Source organism: Pseudarthrobacter sp. fls2-241-R2A-168 (assembly GCF_030209335.1).
Lineage (GTDB): Bacteria > Actinomycetota > Actinomycetes > Actinomycetales > Micrococcaceae > Arthrobacter.
This window is the reverse complement of sequence record NZ_JARVSG010000026.1, coordinates 127,048-134,776: the sequence shown is the minus strand read 5'-3', so window position 1 is coordinate 134,776 and position 7,729 is coordinate 127,048. Positions and strand designations below refer to the sequence as shown.

General features: G+C 65.1%; 5 protein-coding genes and 1 pseudogene. 4 read left to right on the top strand and 2 right to left on the bottom strand.

The window, feature by feature from the left end; genetic code table 11:
- Positions 1-694 (bottom strand): annotated as a pseudogene (locus QRN11_RS15120) (HNH endonuclease signature motif containing protein); the annotation flags it as partial.
- A 300-nt stretch (positions 695-994) separates the two neighbouring features.
- Between QRN11_RS15120 and QRN11_RS15115 the strand changes: the two are divergent.
- Together QRN11_RS15115 and QRN11_RS15110 are read left to right on the top strand one after the other, a co-directional pair.
- A complete protein-coding gene (locus QRN11_RS15115) occupies positions 995-2,038 on the top strand; it encodes a M4 family metallopeptidase (protein WP_285313404.1) in 1,044 nt (347 codons plus the stop codon).
- A gap of 64 nt (positions 2,039-2,102) precedes the next feature.
- Positions 2,103-2,414, top strand: coding sequence for a protealysin inhibitor emfourin (locus QRN11_RS15110; RefSeq protein WP_285313403.1), 312 nt, complete (start codon positions 2,103-2,105; stop codon positions 2,412-2,414).
- Between the two features lie 25 nt (positions 2,415-2,439).
- Here the strand turns inward: QRN11_RS15110 and QRN11_RS15105 are convergent, their stop codons facing one another.
- Positions 2,440-3,408 carry a GlxA family transcriptional regulator gene (locus QRN11_RS15105; protein WP_285313402.1) on the bottom strand — a complete coding sequence of 323 codons (969 nt, stop codon included), beginning with the start codon at positions 3,406-3,408 and terminating at the stop codon, positions 2,440-2,442.
- Positions 3,409-3,489: 81 nt separating this feature from the next.
- Between QRN11_RS15105 and QRN11_RS15100 the strand changes: the two genes are divergently transcribed.
- The gene (locus QRN11_RS15100; RefSeq protein WP_170850656.1) at positions 3,490-3,657 is read left to right on the top strand and encodes a hypothetical protein; all 168 of its coding nucleotides are present in this window, start codon (positions 3,490-3,492) and stop codon (positions 3,655-3,657) included.
- Between the two features lie 106 nt (positions 3,658-3,763).
- Complete coding sequence (hrpA, locus tag QRN11_RS15095; RefSeq protein WP_285313401.1) at positions 3,764-7,729, top strand: ATP-dependent RNA helicase HrpA; 3,966 nt, start codon at positions 3,764-3,766, stop codon at positions 7,727-7,729.

Here is a 7,729-nt window from a genome sequence, read left to right as displayed (position 1 = left end):
CCGGCCAGTACTCCACCCGCCGGTCCGCCAGGGACTTGGCGTGGCGTTTTTCCAGGCTTTCAGGGTGGTGGCGTTCCCGCCAATCACGGGCCCGGGCCTTGAACCGGTACGCCGGCATTTCCCCGACCGGGCACCCGCGGGCCGCGCCCGGCGCATCCGGGTCCAGGAAATGAGCCTCCAACGCCGCCGCCGCCGCAGGGTCCAGGCAGGAGGTCTGCTCCACCATGGTCCGGGCATGGGCCCAGGACATCGTCCCGGCCTGCAACGCCGCCAACGCCCTGGGCAACGACGTGGTCAACGCGTGGGACTCTGCCAGCAGCGCACCGGCGCCCCGGTCGCCGATCGCCAGCGCACACCCGACCTCAGCCACCAGGCTCCGGTCCTGCGCCGACGCCTCATAAGGAGACGACGCCGGACCATTCAACGCCTTCGTCCCCTCAGCCACCACCGCCACGGCCAGTGCCTTCACCGCCGCGATCTTCGCCTCCGACCGCCCCACCGCCGCCAAAACATCCAACGCCCCATCCACCAACCGCTGCAACGGATCATCCGGGCCGTCGGCGCCACAGGAAACAGAACCGGACGCGTCCTGACCGGCCCCCGCACTGTCCTGGCCAGTCAGCACAGCCATAAATGCAGCGACCGAAGCATCAACCACCGCCTCCGCCTGCACCACCGCCGGGTTCGTTTCCATACCCCCATCATCCTGCGGGGGTCTGACAAAACCAGGCGCCTCCGAACGCGCAGCGACGACACCAGTGACCTCTTCCGCCTCCACCACCGGCGGGTCCATTTCCATACCAACATCATCGCGAGGGGGTCTGACAAAACCAGACGCCTCTGTGCGCCCGATGAAACCGGCCAGCAAACACTTGCAGGCGGCAGACTTCAACGCAGCCTGCAAATACATCAACGGCATGCCCCTGCGCGCTCCGCCGCTTTGTCGGTGCCCCCTCGTAGGCTGTTCACACCAACAGAAGCAAAGGGGTCTCACATGTACTGCTCCATCATTCCGCCCTACCTGTTGCGTCGTCTTGCCAGGCAGGACGCGCCGGAGTTTTCTGCGGCAGCGAGGGCAGCCAGGGAAGCACTGGGACATGTCCGCTCGGTCCAGGCAGCACGTACCCAGACTGCTCCCGAGGCCCCCGCAGGAGTGCGCCAGGCAAAACCGGGACCATCGAACCGCACCGTTTTCGACGCCGCGGGTTCAGAAGTCCTTCCAGGCAAACTTGTCCGCAAGGAAGGCGAGCCCGCTACCGGAGATCCGGCAGCGGACGAGGCCTATGACGGGCTGGGCCATACGCACCGGCTGTATGCGGACGTCTTCGGCAGGAACTCGATCGATGGCCGGGGATTGCCGTTGAACGCCACCGTTCACTTCGGCAAGCTGTACGACAACGCTTTTTGGGACGGCACGCAGATGGTCTTCGGTGACGGCGACGGCGAAGTTTTTGAGCGCTTCACCAAGTCCCTCACTGTCATCGGTCACGAGCTTGCGCACGGGGTCACCCAGTATTCAGCCGGACTGTTGTACCGGAACCAGGCCGGTGCACTCAACGAATCGATGTCGGACGTGTTCGGCGCCCTCGTGGAGCAGTATGTGAAGAACCAGTCCACCGCCGAAGCCAGCTGGTTGATTGGTGAGGGCCTCTTCACCTCCCAGGTTCAGGGACAGGCGTTGCGCTCTATGAAGGCCCCGGGAACTGCGTACGACGACGACGTGCTGGGCAAGGATCCACAGCCGGACTCCATGGACTCATACGTAAAGACAAGCGCCGACAACGGCGGCGTTCACATCAATTCCGGCATCCCCAACCGCGCGTTTTGCGTGCTGGCCGAACAGCTGGGCGGCAACGCGTGGGACACCCCAGGGCGCATCTGGTACGAGACGCTCACCGGAGGTTCTCTGCCCTCCGGCGCCACCTTCACCGTCTTCGCCCGCGCCACTGCGGCTGCTGCCACCGAGCTTTTCGGTTCCGGATCAAAAGAGCATGACGCCGTACGGAACGCGTGGGAAACTGTGAAGGTCAAGCTTTAACGGGTTGCCTGGCTGTGCCGTTCTTCGGGCCACCAGGCCCGAGGCACCACCCAGGAACCAGGCCATGAAGATCAGTGTGGAACGCACCGGCGGCATCGCGGCGATGACCCGGGTTTGGACTGTCAACGCTGAGTCGGAGACGGCAAGGAACCAGTGGCAGCCCATTGTGGAAGCATGTCCGTGGGACGCCGTCCCGCGGACACCGAGGGCAGCCGCAGCAGAATTCTCCGGAGCCCAGCCGGACCGGTTCATCTACTCCATCCGCGCGGGCCAGCGTCGGGCCGCCCTTCCTGAGCAGGCGGTCACCGGCCCATGGCGCGTGCTGGTGGACAGCACCAGGGCTGCCGCTGAGGAATCGCGGGCAGGAGACCAGTGAGGGCTGCCGCTGAGGAGCGGAACGGCTAAACCGCTTCCTCCAGCTGGCCACGGAAAGCCCTGCGGTAGGACTGCGGGCTGGTGTCCAGGACTTTGGCGAAGTGGTGGCGCAGCAGCACCGGATGGCCGAAGCCGGCCTCCCGTGCGATTTCCTCGATGTTCAGGTCGCTCGATTCGAGCAGCTCCTGGGCCCGAAGCACCCGTTGGGAATTAAGCCAGGCCGCCGGGGTTGCGCCGGTTTCGGACCTGAACTTCCTGGCAAACGTCCGGGCGGACATGTGCACCCGGGCCGCCAGCTCATTTACAGTGTGCTCACGGTCCAGGTGCTCCACCATCCAGCGGAGGAGCTGCTCCATCGGGGCCGAGCCACAGGTGGGCATGGGCCGGTCAATGAACTGCGCCTGGCCGCCGTCGCGGTGCGGGGGGACCACCATGTCACGGGCAATGGCGGCGGCAACGTTCGCACCGAGTTCCACGCGTACCAGGTGCAGGCAGGCATCAATCCCGGCGGCAGTGCCGGCGGAGGAGATGATGTTGCCGTCCTGGACATAGAGGACGTTTTCGTCCACCTGCACCTGCGGGTACTGGGCGGCCAGCTGGCCCGAATAGTGCCAGTGCGTGGTGCAGCGCCTGCCGTCCAGGAGCCCGGCGCGGGCAAGGGCAAAAGCTCCGGAGCAGATGGACATCACCCACGCTCCCCTGGCATCGGCGGCGCGCAGGGCTTCCAGGACCGATTCAGGGAGCTCATCCTCCCTGCCATAGGGCGTCATGATGACCAGGTCAGCATCGGCGGTGGCTTCGAGGCCAAGCTCCACATTCATGGACAGGCCGTTCTTGAGCCGCACGCTGCCGGGATTGGGCGTACACACGCGGAAGTCAAAGGCGGGGACGGCGCTCCCCCGGCCTGACCTGTCAATTCCGAAGACCTCACAGGCAGTGCCAAATTCAAACATGGAGAAGTTGGGAACCACGATGACTGCTACTGATTTGAGCATGCTTCCATAGTGGCAGGAATTATAGCTTTTTGGGCATTTCTGCCACTTTTTCTTGGTCCCCGACAGGAGAAGCATGGAGGCATGGAAATCCTCATAACCCTCCTCATCGTCCTCCTGCTCGTTGTCCTCGCCGCCACCGTTTCAGCGCTCCTGCGCGACGGCCGGGGACATACGCCTCCCGTGGAATCCCACGAAGCCTGGTCCGCCCTGGACCTGCCCAGCTCCAACTACACCCTCCGCATTTTCTAAAACCACTCATAGAACCACTCACCGCACCACCAAGCCCTCGCGGCCGAACAGTTGCACATGGGTCGAAACGGGAAGCCCGGGCTCCCGCAGTAGACTTGCAGCAGCCATGACACTTCACATTTCCTATCCTGCCGAGCTGCCGGTCTCCGAGCGCCGCGAAGACCTGATGGCAGCCATCGCAGCGAACCAGGTCACCATCATCGCCGGCGAGACCGGCTCCGGTAAGACCACCCAGATCCCCAAAATGTGCCTTGAACTCGGCCTGGGCGAGAACGGCCTGATCGGCCACACCCAGCCGCGCCGGCTGGCAGCCCGCACGGTTGCCGAGCGCATCGCAGAGGAACTGGGCGTGGACATTGGCCAGGAGGTGGGCTTCCAGGTCCGCTTCACCGGCGAAGTCAGCCGCGCCACCAAGGTGAAACTGATGACCGACGGCATCCTGCTGGCTGAAATCCAGCGCGACAAGCTGCTGCGCAGGTACAACGCCATCATCATCGACGAGGCCCACGAGCGCAGCCTCAACATTGACTTCATCCTCGGGTACCTCAAGCGCATCCTGCCGCAGCGGCCGGACCTGAAGGTGATCATCACCTCCGCCACCATCGATCCCCAGCGGTTCGCCAACCACTTCGGCACGCCCGAAAAACCCGCTCCCATCATTGAAGTTTCCGGCCGGACGTATCCCGTGGAAATCCGCTACCGCCCGCTGTCGCAACCACCGGCCGGAACTGACGAAGAGGACGCCTCTGACGACGAACTCGAGGAAGACCGCGACCCGCTCGACGCCGTCTGTGACGCCGTCGACGAACTTGCCCTGGAAGCACCCGGGGACATCCTGGTGTTCTTTTCCGGGGAGCGCGAAATCCGCGATGCCGCCGAGGCCCTCAACGCACGCATCCAGTCCAACCGGAGGCTTGCCGGGACCGAAGTGCTCCCCCTGTTCGCCCGCCTCAGCCTGCAGGAACAGCACAAGGTGTTCCATCCCGGCAGCAAGCGGCGCATCGTTCTCGCCACCAACGTGGCGGAAACATCGCTGACTGTGCCGGGCATCAAGTACGTCATCGACACGGGCACGGCCCGCATTTCCCGCTACTCCCACCGCACCAAAGTGCAGCGCCTGCCCATCGAGCGTGTTTCCCAGGCGTCGGCGAACCAGCGGTCCGGGCGTTGCGGCCGCGTCTCGGACGGCATCGCCATCCGCCTGTACTCCGAAGAGGACTTCGAGTCCCGGCCCCTCTTTACCGATCCGGAAATCCTGCGCACCAACCTTGCCGCCGTTATTCTTCAGATGACCGCCATGGGAGTGGCGCGCGGGCCCAAGGATGTGGAGGACTTCCCGTTCGTGGAGCCGCCGGAAACACGGGCAATTAACGACGGCGTCACGCTCCTGCGCGAACTCGGCGCCCTGGCATCGGCCACGCCGCAAAACGGAAAAGGCGGCCCCAAGAGCGGCGGCGGCCTCACCGCCGTCGGACAAAAGCTTGCCCAGCTGCCGGTGGATCCCCGGCTGGGCCGCATGATCGTGGAAGCGGGCAAACGCCGCTGCGTCCGGGAAGTGATGATCCTGGCGGCGGCGCTCACCATCCAGGACCCGCGCGAGCGCCCCACGGACAAGCAGCAGCTCGCGGCCGAAAAGCACAACCGGTTTAAGGACGAGAACTCGGACTTCACCGGCTTCCTGAACCTCTGGAACTACCTGCAGGAAAAGCAGCAGGAACTTTCCTCCTCCGCTTTCAGAAGGCTGTGCCGGGCAGAGTTCATCAACTACCTGCGGGTGCGCGAGTGGCAGGACCTGTTTGCCCAGCTGCGCCAGCTTGCCCGGCCGCTGGGCATCAGCCTGGACAACAAGCGCCTCGCGGACCCCGTGGGCAACCACGATGGCGTCCACATCAGCCTGCTGTCCGGCCTGCTCAGCCACATCGGCATCCTGGACGAACGCAAGCGCGAATACGCCGGCGCCCGCGGCACCCGGTTTGCCATTTTCCCTGGCTCGGCATTGTTCAAGAAGTCACCCACGTTCGTGATGGCTGCGGAGCTGGTGGAAACCAGCCGGCTCTGGGCCAGGGTGGCGGCAAAATTTGATCCGGTCTGGGCGGAGCAGGTGGCCCCGGACCTCGTGAAGCGCAGCTACAGCGAACCGCATTGGTCCACGCGCCAGGGCGCAGTGATGGCCTACGAGAAGGTCACCCTCTACGGTGTGCCCATCATCGCCCAGCGCAGGATCAATTACGGCAGGGTTGACCCCGTCGTCGCCAGGGAGCTTTTCATCCGGCATGCCCTGGTGGAGGGTGACTGGAAAACCCACCACAAGTTCTTCCACCGCAACCGCGCCCTCCTGCAGGAAGTTGAGGAGCTGGAAGCCAGGATGCGCCGCCGGGACCTCCTGGTGGACGACGAGACACTCTTTGAGTTCTACGACGCCCGGATCGGCCCGGATGTGGTGTCCGAGCGGCACTTTGACAAGTGGTGGAAGGAGGCCCGACAGGAGAACCCGGACCTCCTCGACTACGACAAGTCCCTGCTCCTGAGCGATGACGCGGACAACCTGGACGTTTCCGCGTACCCGAAGACCTGGCTGCACAAGGGCTTTGAGCTCCCGCTGACCTACGAGTTCCATCCGGTCGCTCCGGGGTCACCGCCGGATCCGTCCGACGGCGTCACGGCCGAAGTGCCGGTCCTGTTCCTCAATCAGCTGGATGACAAGGCGTTCCGCTGGCTGATCCCCGGGCAGCGCGTGGAGCTCGTGACGGCCCTGATCAAATCCCTGCCGAAGCAGATCCGCAAGAACTTCGTGCCGGCCCCGGATGTGGCGCGTCAGGCAGTGGCTGTGCTGGAGTCCGATTTCGACCCGGCCTCCGACGACCTCGAACCATCCCTTGAGCTGGCGCTCCGCCGGATCCGTGGGCACATCATTCCGCCCGGTTCCTGGAACTGGGACGCCGTGCCGCCACATTTGCGCGTCACCTTCAAGGTTGTGGACAGCAAGGGCAGGGTCCTTGGTGAGGGCAAGAACCTGGCGGCGCTGCAGGAGGAGCTGGCGCCAGCCACCCGCCGGGCCATTGCCGAGTCCCTGGGTGCCACGCCTGCTTCTACCGCTCCGCGCGGAAAGGCGGGGCGTGCCGCAGGAACGTCCGACGACGGCGGCGCTTCCCGCTCGCAGGCCCCCGCCCAGGTGCCGGCAGGCTCAGCCCCTGCCGGATTCCGCGAGCAGGAGGGCCTGACTGAGTGGAGCTTCGGAACCATCCAGCGCCAGGTCAGCAACATCGTCAAGGGCCATACCGTCACCGGCTACCCGGCCCTGGTGGACGAAGGCAAGTCCGTGGCACTGCGGGTTTTCCAAACCGCTGACGAGCAGCAGGATGCCATGCGCGGCGGCGTGATCAGGCTGCTGGCCTTGCGGGTTCCAGCTCCGGACCGCTACGTCCTGGAGCACCTGAGCAACACCGAGAAGCTGACGTTCAGCCAGAACCCGCATGGGTCCGTTTCGGCCCTGATCGCAGACTGCGCCCTCGCCGCCATCGACAAGCTCACGCCGGCCGAGCTCCCCTGGGACCGGAAGTCCTTCGACGCGCTGTATGAAGTGGTCCGGGCCGAACTGATCGATACCGTGTTCAGCGTGACGGCGGTGGTGGAGCGCATCCTCGCCAGCACCAGGCGGATCGAAAAGCAGCTCAAGGGCACCACGAGCCTTGCGCTCATCAGCGCGCTCAATGACATCAAGAGCCAGCTGGAGCAACTGGTCTACCCCGGCTTCGTGGCCCGCACCGGCTACGCACAGCTCAGCCAGCTCCCCCGCTACCTCGCCGCCATTGAAAAGCGCCTGGAGCGGCTGCCCGGCAATGTCCAGCGCGATGCCCTGAACATGGCAGCGGTGCAGCGGCTGGAGGATGACTACGACGACGCCGTGTCCGCCCTGCTTCCCGGCCGGCGGGCCGGGGGCGAGCTCGCGCAGGTCCGGTGGATGATCGAGGAGCTCCGGGTGAGCCTTTTCGCCGTCGAGCTGGGAACCGCCTATTCAGTGTCCGAGAAGCGGATCCGTGCCGTGCTCAACAAAGCGCTCGCCCCGGCCTAA